15 protein-coding genes are annotated in these 16837 nt (G+C 60.0%); 6 read left to right on the forward strand and 9 right to left on the reverse strand.

Annotated elements, in window-relative coordinates:
- Positions 1 to 8: 8 nt before the first annotated feature.
- Positions 9 to 656, forward strand: a complete 648-nt coding sequence (locus tag P5205_07860) for a response regulator (protein ID HSA10273.1) — start codon at positions 9 to 11, stop codon at positions 654 to 656.
- Between the two features lie 13 nt (positions 657 to 669).
- Positions 670 to 2952 (forward strand): hypothetical protein, encoded by a 2283-nt coding sequence (locus P5205_07865; GenBank protein ID HSA10274.1) that lies wholly within the window; start codon positions 670 to 672, stop codon positions 2950 to 2952.
- 35 nt (positions 2953 to 2987) lie between these two features.
- Here the strand turns inward: P5205_07865 and P5205_07870 are convergent, their stop codons facing one another.
- From P5205_07870 to P5205_07880, 3 genes are all read right to left on the reverse strand, one after another.
- The gene (locus P5205_07870) at positions 2988 to 3644 is read right to left on the reverse strand and encodes a hypothetical protein (GenBank protein HSA10275.1); all 657 of its coding nucleotides are present in this window, start codon (positions 3642 to 3644) and stop codon (positions 2988 to 2990) included.
- A gap of 259 nt (positions 3645 to 3903) precedes the next feature.
- The gene (locus tag P5205_07875; GenBank protein ID HSA10276.1) at positions 3904 to 4281 is read right to left on the reverse strand and encodes a hypothetical protein; all 378 of its coding nucleotides are present in this window, start codon (positions 4279 to 4281) and stop codon (positions 3904 to 3906) included.
- Between the two features lie 277 nt (positions 4282 to 4558).
- Positions 4559 to 5878 carry a DNA methyltransferase gene (locus P5205_07880; GenBank protein HSA10277.1) on the reverse strand — a complete coding sequence of 440 codons (1320 nt, stop codon included), beginning with the start codon at positions 5876 to 5878 and terminating at the stop codon, positions 4559 to 4561.
- Positions 5879 to 6086: 208 nt separating this feature from the next.
- Here P5205_07880 and rpsP point away from each other — a divergent pair, with 208 nt between their 5' ends.
- The 4 genes from rpsP to rplS all read left to right on the forward strand — a co-directional run bounded on the left by rpsP (position 6087) and on the right by rplS (position 7770).
- Entirely contained in the window at positions 6087 to 6347 is a 261-nt protein-coding gene (gene rpsP, locus P5205_07885) for a 30S ribosomal protein S16 (GenBank protein ID HSA10278.1), read from the forward strand.
- 16 nt (positions 6348 to 6363) lie between these two features.
- On the forward strand, positions 6364 to 6609 hold the full coding sequence (locus P5205_07890) for a KH domain-containing protein (GenBank protein HSA10279.1): 246 nt from the start codon (positions 6364 to 6366) through the stop codon (positions 6607 to 6609).
- A gap of 88 nt (positions 6610 to 6697) precedes the next feature.
- On the forward strand, positions 6698 to 7381 hold the full coding sequence (trmD, locus tag P5205_07895; protein ID HSA10280.1) for a tRNA (guanosine(37)-N1)-methyltransferase TrmD: 684 nt from the start codon (positions 6698 to 6700) through the stop codon (positions 7379 to 7381).
- Positions 7378 to 7770, forward strand: coding sequence for a 50S ribosomal protein L19 (rplS, locus tag P5205_07900; protein ID HSA10281.1), 393 nt, complete (start codon positions 7378 to 7380; stop codon positions 7768 to 7770). Before trmD ends, rplS begins: the two co-directional genes overlap by 4 nt.
- A gap of 112 nt (positions 7771 to 7882) precedes the next feature.
- Here the strand turns inward: rplS and hisS are convergent, their stop codons facing one another.
- The 6 genes from hisS to P5205_07930 all read right to left on the reverse strand — a co-directional run bounded on the left by hisS (position 7883) and on the right by P5205_07930 (position 16779).
- Positions 7883 to 9148, reverse strand: coding sequence for a histidine--tRNA ligase (gene hisS, locus P5205_07905; GenBank protein HSA10282.1), 1266 nt, complete (start codon positions 9146 to 9148; stop codon positions 7883 to 7885).
- Positions 9149 to 9246: 98 nt separating this feature from the next.
- On the reverse strand, positions 9247 to 9579 hold the full coding sequence (locus P5205_07910) for an HU family DNA-binding protein (GenBank protein HSA10283.1): 333 nt from the start codon (positions 9577 to 9579) through the stop codon (positions 9247 to 9249).
- 159 nt (positions 9580 to 9738) lie between these two features.
- Positions 9739 to 10653, reverse strand: coding sequence for a dihydroorotate dehydrogenase (locus P5205_07915; protein ID HSA10284.1), 915 nt, complete (start codon positions 10651 to 10653; stop codon positions 9739 to 9741).
- Entirely contained in the window at positions 10650 to 11435 is a 786-nt protein-coding gene (locus P5205_07920) for a dihydroorotate dehydrogenase electron transfer subunit (GenBank protein HSA10285.1), read from the reverse strand. The genes P5205_07915 and P5205_07920 overlap by 4 nt, the downstream gene beginning before the upstream one ends.
- A gap of 81 nt (positions 11436 to 11516) precedes the next feature.
- On the reverse strand, positions 11517 to 13634 hold the full coding sequence (gene shc / locus P5205_07925; GenBank protein ID HSA10286.1) for a squalene--hopene cyclase: 2118 nt from the start codon (positions 13632 to 13634) through the stop codon (positions 11517 to 11519).
- A gap of 181 nt (positions 13635 to 13815) precedes the next feature.
- Entirely contained in the window at positions 13816 to 16779 is a 2964-nt protein-coding gene (locus P5205_07930) for a DUF5107 domain-containing protein (protein ID HSA10287.1), read from the reverse strand.
- Positions 16780 to 16837 lie beyond the last annotated feature (58 nt).

Raw genomic sequence — 16837 nt, forward strand, 5'->3', positions numbered from 1 at the left:
TACCGCCTATGCAAACACCAACAATCCTGATTGTTGAAGACGACGACCTTCAATACGAGATATACGAGGAGGCGCTCAGCAAGTACGAACTGACCCGGGTCAGGAACGGCAGCGAAGCCCTGGCCCAAATCCCGGGCAATCGGCCTGACCTCCTGATTCTTGACCATGTCCTCTCCGAGGGCGAGCTGGGATTGGAATTCCTGCCAGCTCTAAAAGAACTGCTGCCATTCGTGCCCGTCATCATCGTCTCGGGCGCGTTGGAAGTGCACCAGCAACTGCAGGCGCTGCAAGGGCCACGTCGCGCCCATTACTGCCTGACCAAGCCTGTGGACATCCACACGCTCAAGCGCACGGTCGAAACCGCCCTAAAGGAATGTGGCGAGTATGAAGCGGTGCGCCAACTCGAAGCCCTGGAACGCTCGCACCGCGTTGACGCTCTCGATCTGTTCAGCCGCTCGACCGACCGGCTCAGCCGCCAGCACCGCATGCTCGAACTGGTAGGCAAATCCCGTCAGCGGCCCAACATATCGGCCCTTGCCCGCGAATTCGGCGTTGCCCGGCGCACGATCATTCGCGATCTTCAGGAGTTGATTCGCCGCGGACAGATCAAACCCGAAGTGTACCCGGACTGGGAGAACCCTTCCGCGGAGGAATAGATTCGCAGCCAGTATGTATGGAGTTGTTCTTGCCGTTCTAACTGTTCTTCGTTGCAGCAGCGCGGACGCTGCGGTGCCGGAGACAAACCTCGTCGCAAACCCGGGTTTCGAGCAACCCGCTAATCCGGATGGCTTGCCTTCCGGCGGCTGGTGGCTGTATTCGGCACAAGCCGACACGCAGGTCAAGTCGGACCAGGCCGGTCCACGCAAAGGCAAATACTCGGTTGCCCTCCAGGCCCACGCTCGCGCTAAATCTGTGTTGGTGAGCGCGCCCTTCCCGGTTGCCCCGGGTGATGAACTCCGATTCGAAACGTGGGTACGTGCTGAGTGCACCCAGCCCAGTTCGAACCGGGCATTCGCCGGAATCGCATTTCGTAACCGCGAAGGCGGGGTCTTCAAACGTGACTACTTTGCGGTGGAAGCTGTCGGTAACGCCTGGTCGAAGATTACCGGGACTGCGCAGTCCCCACATGGTGTATCCGCCGCCGAAGTGCATTTGGGTTACACCAACTCCCCAGGCATGTTGTGGTTCGATGACATCGTGGCGACCATCACCAGCCCCGTATCATTTTCACTTGCCAAAGGCCCTGAGCCGTGGGCGGGACAGCAGGACATTACTGTGCTGGCAGCCAATCGGCAGACCAGCCGCTTTGAGGGCAGCATTCATGTTGTGGTGGGAAAGCAGCATCAGAACTTGCCGGTGACATTGGAGCCAGAAACAAGCCGACAGGTTACAGTGCCTGTCACACTCAATGGTGTTGGCGCCCACAATTATGCCTTGTGTCTGCTCGACTCGACCGGCACCCCCCTGCGCGAGCTGAAGGGCAAGTTCCAAACCAAGGCGCCCCTCGCGCTCTATCCAGCTTGCCCATGTTATCACACGGTGGGCAACGGTAAGGGCGACACGCGCGTCGAAGCCCGCGTTAATCTGAATCCCGCCAAACGGTCCGGCCTATTTCTGGTCGTTGAGGTCACGGACGCCGGTGGCAAGCAGATCCAAACGGCAACCGCGGATGCTTCCCAAGGCGATGACGTGGGACTGAATGTTCAGCTGCCCATCCAGGCATCCGGCGTGTTCGAGATTGTCGCGCGTCTGCGAGACGGCGCAGGAAAGGAAATCGCCCGGGCATCCACCGATGTCCATGTCAGCCCGCGGGCTGCATCCGTTGTCACCATTGGCTCAGACGGGTTTCTCCGCATCGAAGGCAAACCGCACTTCCCGATCGGCCTCTATAGTAGCGGCCGCTATGAAGAGCTCGGCCAGGCTGGGTTCACCGCGACTCACAACTACGGCATCACCACCGGTGAAGCCACGGACCCAATCAACCCCAATGAATCTCAGGTCAAGCAACTCCTCGACCGATCGTGGTCCAACGGCATGCGGATGATGGTCGAACTGCCACGCAAGGCCATCGAGATAGGCGAGTGGCAGCAGATCCGTCGCCGCATTGAGACGTTTCGGCATCACCCCGGCCTGCTCTGTTGGGGCTCCGAAGAACGCGTAGCGCGCGGCGTGGCGCCGCTCTCCCACATCGCCGCCCTCTACCGCCTGGTTCATAAGTTAGACCCCAACCATCCGTTGGTCCTGGGCGATACGCGGGACGCGATCCAGAAACTGCAGGAGGACCGTCGCGACTTCTTTCCCGATGCCTGCATGGACATTGGTATTTGGTGGTGGTATCCAATCCCGCTGAAGGGGCCTGACGGCAACGGCCTCGAAGAGCGCAACAAACCGGCGGGAGTGCTGCAGCCGCCTTCCTGGCTCACCACCACGCACTCCAAAAAGCCGCTTTGGATCGCCATTCAATCCTACCAGCACCCGCGTCTCGACGCCCGCTTCCCGACCCCTGCCGAATACCGCTGCATGGCCTACCTGAGCATCATTAACGGCGTCAAGGGTCTGTGGTTCTACACCGGCTCCGGCCAGCGAGATTACTATGGAAAACCCGCAGGACTGCTGAACAAGCCGAATGAAGCCCATTGGGATTACGTTCAGAAGCTGGTCCGCGAACTGCGCGAGGTCAGCCCCATCGTTATGTCTCCCGCGTCCAAATACAAATTGACCATTTCACCCGCCGATGCGCCGGTGGAGTTCGCCCTTCGTGAGTCCAACGGCAAGCTCTATCTCATCGCTGCCAACAAAGCCAGCCGCGTGCATAAGGTGCAATTCCGCGGTGATGTTCTGGCGTCGCGGCAGGCAACGGTCCTTTACGAGACTCATCCGGCCGCCGTTCAAGCCGATTCGCTTGCAGACGTTTTCAGCGCCTTTGCTGTACGTGTGTACGAGCTTGAATAGGCGAGCCGGCTCTTCAATGCGGCTTGGGCCGGTTGTCACCCACCCGAAGTCGCCAACGCCTTCTCGGGGCCTTCCACAACTCTCAAACCTGCTATCTTGTTGACCGAGCCGCGCCCCTCGCAGAAGATTAAGCTCTGGTAGCCCGCCAAGCGGAGGCCCTTTATCAGGTCTCCAAGGTTCTTCAACCAATTGAGTCTTTTCGTCTCATCGAGCGCGGACCCAGCGCTGGCATCGGTGCTGTGATAGTGAAACCTGGGGAGCACTATAATCATCAGCTCTCGCCGAGGCTGCTTTGCCGCCGCGTTGAGCACTTCCGCGCTCGTGAGAGGTGTATAAAATGCATGCCTGGGCAATACTTCCTTTTCGGCCGGCTTCACCACGTAACTCGTGCGGTCGTCGCTGTAACGAACGATGAAATCGGCCCGGCTAACTTCCTCCGGGGTAATGACGCGAAAGCTCTGCGGAGGCTGCGGAGGCACTCCAGCCCTGCCCGTCAACAATACTTGCGCCTTGTCAGCCCCACTCAGGACAATTGCGCTGGTGTTTGTGCCTGGTGCCGCGGGTTGGTAACGCACACTCAAGGTTTTGCCTTGGCCGCTCTTTAGCGAGTATGTGGCATCCTTGATGGCAAACGGACCAGTCACACTGGCCGTTCCATTGAGCACACCTCCTCCCACATTCCAAATCCTCACAGTGAGATCCTTGGAGCCCTGCACCCTTACCGCACCGAAATCCAGTGCCCGGGTTGACACTGCGACTTGCGGACCGCCAGTGCCCGAACTTCCCCGCAAATCTGTGTCGGCACGCGAATAGACTGGAGTCCATGCAACTGAGAATCCCAACGCCAACAGCCGCAAAAGAAACAATGTCCTGCCTAACGTCATCCGTTTCATGCCTTTAACCTCAGAGGCTGCACGCTGCCCGATTGCAGCCTCTGACAAGACCTTCCAATTAGATTGTGGAGGCAGCAACCCGAACTATTACGGATAGGCCATCCGGAAAACTACGGAAGACACTGCCCGACATCTGCCGCCTCAAGCGCCGTGCCCGGATGCAGACGCCCGGCAAGGACAGGGGCGGTGCAGCCTTAGCGGTGTAGATGATCTCGTTCGGCATTTCGAAGAACCTCTGGATATCCGCGTTCAAAGTGGAGGCGGGGACATAGACTTGGGCGTCGCCGGTCCAACCCATGCGCTCATCGCGTTGGGGACAATCGGCGGGGCTCTCAATATTGGGACAGTGATGCTGGCTGACTGCCCTCTCCAGCACGCCCCCCCGCGCCCTTGGCTCGGCGATACAGTGGCGGCACGGCGGTGCTACGGTGTGCATCCCATGGGGAGCGCTCCCCATGGGATACACACCGCAACCCGACCGCACTTACAAGGGATCTCCCAGCCATTTGCAGGCCAATGCCAGCGTGCGACCACCGGCACGGCATCGCCGTCCGTCTGACGGGGATGCTGGATATTAAAAGGGGAGTCCGGGAAGACGAATCGCCATCGTTGTCTCCCGCAAACTTGCGAAGAGCCTTGTTTATCTGTCTGCTTTAGAACTCCCCTGCTCCCGCGGTGAGGAAGGGAAATTGTCGCCCCCCCTCCCTCCAAGTCTACGAGCGGCGGAACAGGACGATCCGGTTGCTGTTGGTGCCCTTTGTCATGTTGTCCACGCCCCAGCAGTTGGCGGTCTTGGTGAATTGCTGGTCGTTAATGAGCACCAGCACCGGGTCCAGGCCGACAGCAACACCGCATGGCAGTACGGCTTCTTCGAGCCGGGTCTTGCCGGCATGGACCTCGCCCACTTCGAAAGCGACGTGACCGCCGGGCTTCAGAACACGATGCAACTCCTGGAAAACCTCGGTCATGGCGGCCTGCCATAGTTCGAGTTTGCTGAGGACGGTGAGTCTCACGGAACGGGCGTCAAGGCCGAGGAACCAGCAGCGCAACCAATTGTCGGTAGCGTAGTCCACGACGTTGAGGAAAGGGGGCGAGGTAACTACCAGTGAGACGGATTGAGCGGCGATTTGAGGCGTTTGCGCCGCAGTTTGGGAGAGCAGGACTGCGTGGGGGGCCAACTCCGCGAGCACGCTGCGGGTCGCCGCGTCGCAGTCGCGCAGCAGCTTGCGGGTCTTTTTGAGAATGAGGCCGGGAACGTCGCGAAGAGGCGGGGTTTGCTTGCGGTCGGCGTTGATTTTGCGCTGCGATTTGACCGAGACGGCCTGGTTGGGCGGCAGGGTATAGACGGAGAAGAATCCCGGCGAATGACCGGTGAGTCGGTTCAGCGCGATCAGGCAAATCCAGTCATCCACGGCATCGAGCGCGTTCGCGGCCCGCCGCGCGAGCAGGTATTGCTTGAGCGAGGCAATGGCGAGGAGGGTATCGGGATGGAAGAAAACGAGAAGTTCTTCCGGAAATTCGTCGGCCGAGGCAAAGTCAATCTGCCGTAGGCGCTGTGCGACATCCACAAGGCTCGGTGGGCACAAGCGCGGGCGGGTTAGGACGAGGCTAAGAGGATTAATGTCGCAACCGCACGGCAAGCGCCCCAGCAACGCTGCTTCCAGAACCGTGGTGCCACGCCCCATGAACGGGTCATACACAGTCTCACCCGGTTGCGTGAGGCGCTCGATAAAGAAGCGCGGTAATTGCGGCTTGAAACAGGCGCGATAGGAAATCTCGTGAAGTGAACTGGCCTGGCGCTGCTTGGCGGTCCAGAATTCGTTGATGAAGACGGGGACCTCCAGGAGGCCGCCGGCGGCACCGGGGATCCTGCTAACCAGCGTGCGGGTCTCTTGGCCGAATTCGCGGAAGTCAGCCAGTTCGTCCGCAAGTGGTCGGCCCGGGCCCCGCTTGCGGACGGGAGCGTAATCCAAGGGCAGCTCGGGAGTATCGGCGCCGACCGCGGAGCAGGTCTTGTGAGCCAGAGGCTGCATTTGCTTGAGTAACATGAGACCATCAGCGGCGGTGTTCGGCAAGCGGAGTTTGCGAGTTGGGGTGGTTCGGAGGGCGGAATTAAAGAAAAAAGCTCAAATTCAGGGCTTGCTAAGTCTCCGCACCAAGTCTAGGCTTTCCCCTCTTTTTGGGAAAACCCTAAAAGGCGGGCGGCCTGAATGTGGCCGACGCCAGAGAAATTGATTACTTATGGCAGTTAAACTTCGTTTGAAGCGGATCGGGGCTAAGAACACGCCTGCGTTCCGCATTGTCGTGGCGGATAGCCGCAGCCCTCGAGATGGGAAGTTCATCGAGGAGCTGGGCACGTATTTACCCCGGAAGAAGGGTGATAACTTCACGCTGGACCTGGAACGGGCCAAATACTGGCTCAGCAAAGGCGCGCAGCCGAGCGATACTGTCGCCAGTTTCATTAAGAAAGCAACCAAAACTGCCGCAGCCGCCAAGGCGTAGGGACAACGTCTGGACCATGCAAGCGTTCCTCGAATACGTCGTCAAAGGGTTGGTGCAGAATCCGGACACGGTGACGATCACTCCGGTGGAGCGCGAGGGCACGACGGTTTATGAGTTGCGATTGCACCCGCAGGATGTGGGAAAGATCATTGGCCGGCAGGGCATGACGATTAACGCGATCCGGTCCTTGTTGCTGGCCGGCAGCGCCAAGAAGGGGCTGCGCTGCACGCTGGAAATCGTCGAGGACAAACCGGCCAACTGAGCGGGACCGGATCTGGGGGTTCGGCGCGTTGTTCCGCGCGACGCGATCCGGCGGCAATAATGGCGCAAACCCAGACCCTAACCGGAAGATGAGAATTGACGTGCTGACGCTGTTCCCCGCGATGTTCGCGGGGCCGCTGGACGAAAGCATCATCAAGCGCGCGCGAGAAGCGGGCCGGCTGGATTTGACGATTTACAATTTGCGCGATTATGCGCATGACCGCCATAGGACCGTGGATGACCGGCCTTTTGGCGGTGGACCGGGCATGCTGTTGAAGCCCGAACCGATCTTTGAAGCAGTGGAAGGTCTGGCGCGCGAGAACACGCGCGTCATCTTGCTCTCGCCCGCGGGCCGGCGGTTTAATCAGGTCATTGCGCGCGAACTGGCGGCACTCGACCATTTGCTGATGGTTTGCGGCCACTATGAAGGGTTTGATGAGCGAGTGCGCGAGCATTTGGCGGACGATGAGTTGTCCATTGGCGATTACGTTTTGACGAACGGCGCGTTGCCGGTAATGGTGATCATTGACGCGGTCACCCGGTTGTTGCCCGGCGTGCTGGGCGACGAAGGCAGTGCCCGGGAAGACTCGTTCAGCCAGGGCCTGCTCGAGCACCCGCAATTTACGCGGCCGGCCGAGTTTCGCGGGATGAAGGTCCCGGAAGTGTTGCTTTCGGGCAACCATGCGGAAATCGCCCGGTGGCGAGCCGAGCAGGCGCGGCTGCGAACAAGAGAGCGCCGGCCAGACCTGCTATCAGAGGCAGACAATTTATGAACCAGGCATTACTTGACAAAATAGAATCGGAACAGTTTCGCAAAGACGCCGCAGATTTCGCGGTCGGCGATTCGGTGCGCGTGCATACGAAGGTGGTCGAAGGCGACAAGGAGCGGATCCAGATCTTCTCCGGTGTGGTGATTGGTCGCCGCGGTCATGGACTAAATGCGACCTTCTCTGTTCGGCGCATCAGCTACGGCGAGGGCGTGGAACGCGTCTTCCCCCTGCATTCTCCCCGGGTCGAGAAAGTAGAAGTTGAGCGCAAAGGCTCAGTCCGGCGCGCCAAGCTCACCTACCTGCGCAAGCGCCTCGGCAAGGGCGCAACGCTCGTCAAAGAAAAGGAAGGCCGCGCAGCGGCTGACGCCGCGCCCAAATCCGCCCAGGCATAGCCTGCGGAAAAATCACATCTGCCCGCGGGAGGCTGCAGCCTCGCCCCATCATTGCCGCAGGGTAGTTCTGGTGGGCACAGCGCGATTGGCTCTACCCCTCAGCCCCCCAGGATCATATTTTGCTTGCCCGCTGCATGAGCGCTGCAGCCTCCGCCAGCGGAACGATGGCTTCCTGGCGCGTCGCCAGGTTCTTGATTCTTGCCACTGGTTCACCGGCCTGATTCCGTTCGACCCTCACGGTGTGCGCGGCCTTGAGTTCCTGCGCGCGCTTGAACTGCTTGTCTGGCTTCGCTGACGTCAGCGAGTAGTCCACCGTTAATCCAGCCGCACGCAGATCGTGAATGAACTTCAGAGAAACGGCGCGCAAGGTTTCATCTTCAATCAGGCAGAATGCGGCAATAGACGCGTCAAACTTCGGCAGCAAGCCGCGGGCCTTAAGGAATTCCAACAGCACTACGTCGCCCATTCCAAAGCCCAGGGCGGGGAGGTCCACTTTGCCCCCGCTGATAAGCTTAACCAGCTTGTCGTAGCGGCCACCGCCGGCGATGGCGCGAAATTCCCCGGTGCGGTCAAACGCCTCGAACACTACCCCCGTGTAGTAGGCCAATCCGCGTATGACATGGTAATCAACTTTCACGTAGTCCTTAAGGCCGCGCGCAGCGAGGTTCTCTAGAATGGCATCCAGTTCGCCGACCGCTTCGCCCCGCTCGATGAAGGACGACACCTCGCTCAGGCTAAGGCCCGCGCTCCTGAGCTTCTCATCGCTACGCTCCGGCGCCTCGCGCTCCAGCTTGTCAATAATCTGATAGAATGCATACTCCTGTGCCGCGTCTCCGTGGTGCCGCCGGAAGAAGTCCTGCCACGCGTTTCGGCTGCTCAGGCGGATCACGAAATCCCGCTCGGTCAGGCCGAATGAGCGGAGAGTATCGATCAAGAGCGCAATTAACTCGGCATCGCCGGCTGGGTCGTTTTCGCCGATGATGTCGGCATTGAACTGGAAGTGCTCGCGCAAACGGCCCTTCTGCTGGCGTTCATAGCGGAAGAGCTGGGGCAGTGCAAACCACTTCAATGGCTTCTTGTAAGCCCGCTCCGACGCTGCAACCATCCGCGCGAGCGTGGGAGTCATTTCAGGGCGCAGGGACACCAGCCGTTCGCCTTTATCGCTAAAGCTGTAGAGCTGGCCGACGATTTCTTCGCCGCTCTTGGTCGTAAAGAGCTCCAGCGGTTCGAGCGGTGGGCCATCGTATTCGCGGAAACTGTAGCGCCGCGCCATGCTCCGCCACTTGTCGAAGATGTATTGGCGCGCATCGGCACTCCACACGTCAGGCTGTGGCAATGGCTCGGGATAGAAGTCGCGAAATCCGGGTAGTCGTTCCATAAAAATGAGGCGGACGTTGACGTGTGCCCGTCCGAGAGCAACACCGCGCGCAGGTTACAGGCACGGCCCAGCGCGTAGAAACCAACCTCCGCCCCGGATCAGGTTTTGTGCGGCTGCGTCGGGGGTTTGGCTGCGAACTTGGGGGCGAGCTTGCGGACCGCCAGGCGCATTTCTCTGCCGGCCTTGAACTTGACCGCGCAACGTTCGGGTATCGGTACTTTGGTCTCCGGCGCGGCCGGATTGCGCCCGAGTCGCGCCTTGCGCACCCGAACATCGAATATGCCGAAGTTGCGCAACTCCACCTTCTCCCCCTTGGCTAGTGCTTTGATGATGTGATCAAACGTCCGCTGCACCATATCAAACACATGCTGCTGCGCCTGCCCCGTGTCCTCGCAAATACGAAGAACCAAGTCACGCTTCGTCAGAGTCATAAGAAATGAAGTTCGTTGTTAAGTCCCGTCAATTGTTGTGTTTATAGCTCCGGCGTGGACCGGGGTCAAGCCAAGAAAGCAGGAAAACAAGGGGTGCGGACACGTCCAAATCGGAAGCGGAATCTGGCTCCTTGGACAACCCCCAATCACCGCGACACCTCATGTGTGCGTCTTGACCCCGCCTATGAGCTGGTGGACGTCTCCAATCCGGTTGTCGTCCATGAACTGGCGAAGCCCGGCGATAACCTGCAACGCCGTCTGGGGTTCATAGAAGTTTGCCGTGCCGACTGCTACTGCGGTTGCGCCGGCAAGGATGAATTCGATGGCGTCGGCGGCGGTTTGGATGCCGCCCATACCGATGATTGGGATCTTCACAGCATTCGCCGCCTCCCAGACCAACTTGATGGCGATGGGCTTGATGCAAGGTCCGGTCAAGCCACCGGTAACATTGGCCAGCCTGGGCCGACGTGTCTCGATGTCAATCGCCATGGCTGGAAAGCTGTTCATGATGGAAAGGGCGTCGCTCCCAGCAGCCTCCGCCGCACGGGCGTAAGGAACGATACTAACCACATTAGGACTCATCTTGGTGATCAAGGGGAGTTTCGTCGCCTTTCGGCACGCGGCCACCACTTGGCTGAGCAGTTTCAAGTCCGTCCCGAATTGCGCGCCTCCTTCCTTGATATTAGGACAGGAGACATTCAGCTCGAGAGCGCCAACGCCACCGAGGGCGCCAAAGTAGCGGGCTACTTCCGCGTATTCGTCGACCGTCGTGCCCCAGATGTTGATGATGGTGGGGACCTTAAGCCCCTTCAGGAATGGCCAGTACTTCTGGCTGAAGCCTTCCACGCCCGGTCCCTGCAGGCCGATGGCATTGATCAGACCGCTGGCAACCTCGGCTGTGCGAGGTGTCGGGTTACCTCGAACGGCATGAAGACGGATGCCCTTGACGACCACCGCGCCGAGTTGGTTCAGATCAATGAGCCGGGAGTATTCAATGCCGTATCCAAAGGTGCCCGAGGCCACGGTCACCGGATTTTGCAGCGTCAGCGGGCCGATCTTGACCGCCAAGTTCATAGGCCCTCCTCCCAGGCGATTTGCCGGCAATCAAAGACTGGTCCCTCGGTACAGGTGCGCTGGTATTCCCAACCCTCGGCAGTCTTGATTGGAACCACGCAAGTCAGGCATACACCGATGCCGCAGCCCATGTGCTCGTCGAGCGAAAGCTCTGCCGGTAAGTTGAACTCTGCCGCGAGCCGACCGACTGCCTTCAGCATTGGGGTTGGGCCGCAGGCGAATAATTTTCGGCCCGGCATGCCGCGCCTCAACTCCTTCAGCAATGCTTGAGTCACAAGGCCTGTTTCTCCCTGGCTGCCGTCCTCGGTGGTGACACGCACCTCCCATCCAAGCGCGCGAAATTCCGCCTCGCATAGAATGTCCACCCGCCGACGGCCGCCGACGAATACAATCCCCCGTTGCGGGGAACGCTGGGCCAGCAAGTACAGCGCGGCCATGCCGTACCCACCGGCGATGAGCAGCGGAATCTCGCCGGCTGGCAATGGCACGGTGAACCCGCGGCCAAGGGGCCCGATCAGGCTAAGTTCCTCGCCGGGGCGCATCCGCGACAGAACCTCGGTCCCACGGCCGATAGTTTTGTAGAGAATTGACAGGTTGCCGGTGGATACTTGGAAGACACTAAACGGCCGGCGCAACAGTGCGTCCTTCAACGGCAGGATGCGGACGTGCACGAACTGCCCGGGCTGGACCAGCGGCGCAATCTGCGGGGCGCACAGGACCATCCTGAGGTACAGGTCGCTGTCGCGCTCGTTAGAGACTATTTGCGCCGTTTCTTCAACCATTCGCAAGGAGCATGGGCGGGCCAGCAGGACGTGTCAACGTTGCGAACAGCCGGGTTACGGATCGCGTTACCCTTCAACTGGTCACGTCCCGATTCTTTGCAGCCCTTTCTTGCTGGCAGGCCGCGCGGATTCCATTTCGGCCTGCGTCACGCGATCTAAACTCGTGTCCGTCGGCTGGATTGACGCGCGAGCGGATTCAACTGCCAGCTTCGCGCTGCCATTTGACCCAGCCCGGGACAACAGGTTGCGGTATGTGGTGAGCGCCAACAGTGGCCACGCATTCCGGTACATGTCGTACTTAAGATAGTACACCTTCGGAAAGCCCGTGCCGGTGGTTTCGTGCTCCGTCCAGGAGCCATCTGGATTCTGGTGGCGCAAAAGATACTCGATCCCGCGCTGGAGACTGGGGCGGGTCGGGTCATCAAATGCGCATAGACCCATGGTCGCCCAGGCTGTCTGGGTAGCCGTGCTGGGGCCCTGACCCTTGAAGACCGGATCGTCGTAAGTATTACAACGCTCGCCCCACCCGCCGTCCTCGTGCTGAACGCTTTCGAGCCAATCCCGAGCTTTGACTAGCCACGGCTCAGCCATTTCGAGATTGAGGGCGCGCAGACCGCGCAGGACCTGCCATGTGCCATAGATGTAATTCACCCCCCAGCGACCGTACCACGAGCCGTCTTCTTCCTGGTGCTCGCGGATAAACCGCAGCGCCTTCTGCACTTGGGGATGTTCCACGTTCCAGCCTTCGTAACCGAGCAACTCCAGTATCCGCGCCGTGATGTCGGCGCACTCGGGGTCCAGCATCGCATTATGGTCGGCAAAGGGAACCTTCTCCAGCACACCTTTTGTACAGTCTTTGTCGAAGGCAGCCCAACCGCCATCCTTGCATTGGAAGGTCAGCATCCATTTCAGGCCGCGCTGGAAACACTCATCGCGCCTTTGTCGGTCGTCCGTCGGAACTTTGCGCAGCGCCAGGAGCACCATCGCGGTGTCATCCACATCCGGGTTCCACTTGTTCGCGAACTCAAATACCCAACCACTCGGCTCGACTTTGGCGGGGTTCTTGTATTGCCAGTCACCGCGGAACCGGATTTCCTTATCCATCAACCACTCCGCCGCCCTCTTGAGCGCCGGATGGCTGGCGGGCACACCGGATTCACTCAAACACATACTGACGATGGCCGTGTCCCAAACCGGCGATAAGCAGGGCTCGATTCGGATGGTCTGCTCCGTCTCATGCTCCAGCTTCTTCAACTCATGCTCAGCTTGCTGGACTTTGGGGTGGTCATCCGGGTAACCCAGCGCTTTCAGGGCGATGAGCGAGTTCAGGATTGCGGGGAAGATGGCCGCTAAACCATCCGACCCTTCAAACCGCTCAAGCATCCATTGCTCGGCCTTGCGCAGCGCGCGTTTGCGGAAGGGATGGATGTTGTGTTCTGCGAACCACTCGGCGAACTTGTGCACCCGATCCAGCCAGAGGAAAAAATTGCGCCACGTAATTCGCTCAGGATCGGGCGCAAGCGCCAAGTCGCGCTCATGGATGCCCTCCGGGTAAAGCTCATTCAAGTTGATCTTCTTCTTGAGGTCGCGGGTCGGTTTGAAATGATTGATAATCGCCAGCGGCACCAGCATTGAGCGGCTCCACGAACTCATTTCATTGATGTTCACGTAGAACCACTTCCCGATGAGGATTACCTCGCAGGGAATCGTTGGCACGTAATCCCACGGGAACAACCCCAGTAGCGCCAAGTAGAGCTTCGAAAAAGTGTTCATGCGCGGGACGCCGCCGAGGTTAAGCGCGACCTCGCGCGCCCGCAGCATGCGCGGGTCGGTAACGGGCACCCCGGCCAGCTTCAATGCCAGGTAGGCTTTGATGGTCGCATTAACCTCCGCCGGACCGCCGTAGTAGATGTTCCACCCGCCGTCAGGCAACTGCATGGACAGAATATGATTGACCGCTTTGCGTTGCCATTGGGGGTCCACCTTGCCGTTCCAATGGTGATAGGCGACCATGTCCGCAGGCAGCGTCGCATCCACAATCAACTCCCCGTGCCAGTAGCCCTCAGGTTTCTGCAAGCCCAGCAAATGCTCCTGCGACCGCTCGATCGCGGCATCCAATTCGATCTGAGGCTGAAACCCGAAATCTTGCTGCCTCGGGATTCCCTCAGCACTGCTTTCGCGGAACGATGCTACATCCACGCCTATATCCTGTGCAGTTAAGCCCGTGCTGTAAAGCGATTACTAAGTCCTGCCTGGATCCCTGGCAAAGGCAGGCCGGGCAGTCCTCTGCACACCGCAGCCCAACGCGCGGGTCGGATCGTCGGGCAGGGGACTGCCTGCAGCTCTATTGTGCCAAGGGTGCTTCCTTGCTAGCGGCTTGTCACGGCAGAGGTTCAGGATGAAAACCGGCGCGCGCGATGCCCGCAAGAACTCGACAAGCCAGGGCATCGAGGCGCGGCGGCAAATTGGCCAGGCGGCCAGCGAAGAGTTCAGCGCCAAATCCGGCCAACTCGGAGCCGGAGTCTTGCGCCTGCCAATTCTCAATAACCTGTTCGGCATCGGCGATACGGCCGGATAGTTTAAGGGCCAAGGCGCGGATCAAGTCACCAGTCCCCTGCCCTTCCTTGCGCGCCGGGATAGCCAGGATCCTGTCAAGGACCTGACGAGCGGCGGCTGGATTCTTCAGCGCAACTTGACACTGTGCGTCAAACCAATCCTCGAGCCGCTCGTCAAGGTCCTCGGGGTACGGCTTGCCCGCGCCGAGCGACTCCGGCCACTGGCGGGCAGTGTTGACTAGGCGGAGCGCATCTTCGATCGCACCTGCCTGGAGGCGTTCGACGGCAAGCATCAAGTGGGCTTCGTGAAAGAGGGCTCGGGCCTCAGTAGTGCCTTCAGCAGGCAGGAGATGAAGCGATTTAAGGAACTCCGCTGCGGCTTGATATTGGCCGGTACGAAGCAGGCCCTTGGCGCGCAGCAGGGCCAGTGAGTCGTTCGTTGGGAAGCGCCGGGCGTAATCGGAGGCGACACTTAAGGCGGCAGCCGGGTCACTATGTCTGAGGTAGTTGCGCGCCAGCATTGCACCATAGCGCCATTGAGCCGGGTCGAGCTGGGCGGCCCGCTCAAAATCCGACACAGCACTTTCCGCGATGAGTTGCGCGCGGGCGGCATAGAAAGGGGCAAAACGCGGTTCGTCGCCGCAGGCCGCAAGTAGTTTGCGGGCCTGAGGCTGTTGGCCCAGGTGCCACCTGATCAGAGCAAGGAAATAGTTGGCCTGCCAGGAGGGGCGCTGCTGCGCGGCCCACTCGAAAACAGGAATGGACTCGGGCCGGAACGGGAAGGCCAGTTCGAAGGATGCCACCCCGGCGCGGACGAGCAGGTTGGTGTCGCGCCGCAAGTACGCCAGCCAGTAAAGCACCTCAGGCGTCCGTGGCGCGAGGTCGAGAACGTTGGCGGCGTCGTTATCGAGTCCCACGCCATGATACCAAACGGCCAGTTCGAGGAAGGTTTCGTGCGGCAGTTCGTTGAGGATGAGCGCGGTGAAATCGCTGGCGGTCTTCTTGCCGCGCAGGTATTGCTCGAAACGCGCGCAGTGGTTGATGGGGTCGAATCCAAGCAGGGCGGCCAATGCGGCATCCGCCCCGGCGTGGTCGCCTCGCAATCGCTGGACGCAGGCGCATAGTTGCAGAGCTTCGAGGTTGCGGACGTTGCTATATAGACTCTCCCTGGCACTCGCGAGCGCGCGGTCATAGAGGCGCTCACGAAGGTATTCCCTGGCCAGCTCAGAGTTGGCGGCGCTGCGCCAGGCGGGCGAGAGCGCGGCAAGGCTGAAAGCTGCTTTAGCATCAGCGCAGCATCCCAGAGCGGCGCTGGCAAGGCCGATCTGGTAATTCGCACAGGGATCATAGGTATCAATGCTCAGCGCATGCCGTGCGAAACCGAGCGCCGCAGCCGAGTCGGCACGGCGATTGGCCAGGGCGGCCATTTCCACGAGTGCGGGCGCATAATTGGCATCTTGCTTCAAGCAGGCCTGAAATGACTCGGCGGCCTTGGCATAGCCGCGCTGACGCACCTCTTCCTTGCCCTTGAGATAAAGGCCGTAGACGGAGTTCCAGTCGAAGCCGGGCGGCGTGGCGATAGGTCGGTGGAGAACGTCCCCATCACCTGCGGTGTATTGCAGCCTATCGCCGCCCACGCGCACTCGCAGCGCCCTGGGCGGCGCGGCAAGCGGTACAATTTCCTCCACCGGCCGCATGGGCTTGAGGGACAGTTCTCGCGCCGCGAGCAGGCGCTCGCCATCGAACACTTCGAGTTTGTCGCGCAGCGGCCGGGCAGGCGAGATGCGGATAGTGAGGTGGTCGTCCTGGGCAGTAACATTTAGCGCACCCCAGCTACTGGCGGTGACGAAGCCCTTGGTGCCTTTCACCGGCAGCCAGTGCTCGGTCCAGGTATCCGTGGCGTAAGGCGGGAATTCGGCATGCTTGAAGGGGGTCAGCGTGCTGGAGCTATCGGCTTGGTTGAACAGGCGGCCAGACTGGACTTCGACATATTGGCCGCTGGTATCGGTCAGGAGGTCCTCCCAGATCATCCCCTCGCGGGACAGGCCCCAAATCCAAATCTTGCGGCCTGGCTTGTCACCGTAAGCCGCGCAATGTGCCATACCGAAGTCCTCGTCGTGCCAGTAACCGCCAAAGAAGTCGGCAAGCCGGCCCAGGACATGGTAGGATTTGTAGCTGCCGAAGTCATTCCGCTCATACCAAGAGAGGTTGCGTTGGCGCTTTGGTTCAATGGGCCATTCATGTACGCTACCGTCGTGACCAATGTAGTGCGTGCCGGGATGGATGAATTCGAGTTTGCCGGCCGCTCTGATGCCGACGTTCATCCAGGTGTAATACGGCTGCTCGGCGCCCGAGGAGTTGTGCCACAACGAGCGTGTGGAAAAGCAGGCTTGACCCGGCGGCAGGTTGATTTCCAATCGCCACGTCGTGCGCGTAAGCAGATCCAGCACACCGATAATACAACTGGCGCTGCCGTCGGGGTTACGGCGGGCGAGGTAATCCACCGGCGAGAAGCAGTTGGGGGTGTGGCCGATGATGCCGTAATTGGCTTCGATACCGCCGCTGGTCCAAGGTCCGCGCATTGAGATGTCGCGGAATTTTACAACGTGGTTGAAGTAGATGAAGGGCTTGCCGGTTGTCTTGTCAATCGCGGTCCAGACCTTCCCACCAACCTCGGGCAGGATAAGGATTTGCAGGTATTGATTGGAAAGTTCCACAACCTTCCACTTCTTCTGGATCGGCTTGTCGGTGAAGCCATCGTAACGGAAGTAGGGGTAGTACCGGGACATAGACGGAACGGGGTCCGGGTCGGAATAAGGGTAGGTCGTGAAGACACAATCGTATTCT

This window comes from Candidatus Paceibacterota bacterium (genome assembly GCA_035452965.1).
Classification (GTDB): Bacteria; Verrucomicrobiota; Verrucomicrobiia; order Limisphaerales; family UBA8199; genus UBA8199.